The sequence below is a fragment of the Variovorax sp. 10N432 genome (genome assembly GCF_056394465.1).
This window is the reverse complement of sequence record NZ_JBFTHX010000121.1, coordinates 1-1,034: the sequence shown is the minus strand read 5'-3', so window position 1 is coordinate 1,034 and position 1,034 is coordinate 1. Positions and strand designations below refer to the sequence as shown.

At 61.1% G+C, this 1,034-nt stretch carries 1 protein-coding gene; it reads left to right on the top strand.

Going from position 1 to position 1,034, the window contains the following annotated elements; translation table 11 throughout:
* Positions 1-91: 91 nt before the first annotated feature.
* The coding region (locus AC1DF3_RS36915; protein ID WP_478142802.1) for an IS481 family transposase at positions 92-1,034 on the top strand (943 nt) is incomplete at its 3' end.

Below are 1,034 nucleotides of genomic sequence, written 5' to 3'. Positions count from 1 at the left end.
CTAGCTGTGAAGTTTCAGTAGGTTGTTCATCCGTCCCAGATTTGGGAAGCTGTGGTTACCAAGACACGGCTACTCAACTCAGGAGAGACGGATGAACAGCCATAAGCATGCGAGATTGACGCCCAAAGGTCGAGCCCTCCTGGTAAGCCGGGTGTTGCAGCAGGGTTGGAAGGTGGCTGCCGCCAGCGAAGCTGGCGGCGTGAGCGTGAGGACAGCCTACAAGTGGCTCGCTCGCTTCAAGGCCGAAGGCTCGGCAGGGTTGAATGACCGTAGTTCCAAGCCTACTCACTGCCCGCACGCCACCAGTCCTGTGGATCGGGCTTACTTTGAAGCATTGCGCCGACAGAGATGGCCGCTCTGGCGCATCGCCATGCAGGTCGGCCGCAGCCTGGCGACTCTCAGCCGCTGCATGAAGCAGGCCGGACTGTCGAGGTTGAGGTCGCTCGAACCCGTCTTGCCCGTCGTTCGCTATGAGAGGGCTGCGCCCGGCGAACTGCTTCACATCGACACCAAGCGCCTGGGACGCATCCAGGGTGTGGGCCACCGCATCACCGGAGACCGCACGCTCAACCGCAACCAAGGCATCGGCTGGGATGCGGTGCACCTGGCCATTGACGATCATTCTCGAGTGTCATTTGCAGCAATCAAGCCTGATGAAACCGCTGCGAGTTGCACGCAATTCTTGCGCGAAGCAGTCGCCGCCTACGCCCGCCTGGGAGTGCGTATCGACCGTGTGATGACCGACAACGGCACTGGGTACAAGAAGATCTTCGATGCCGCCTGCGGCGAACTGGGCTTGCGCCACATCCGCACCCGGCCCTACACCCCGAAGACGAATGGCAAGGCTGAACGCTTCGTGCAGACCAGCCTGCGCGAGTGGGCTTACGCCAGGCCCTACGAAAGCTCAGCTCAACGCGAGGCCGCGCTACAGCCCTTCATCCATCACTACAACTGGCATCGGCCACACTCAGCCCTCAACCATCAGCCGCCCATGAGCCGGATACCGGCCATGAACAACCTGCTGAAACTCGACA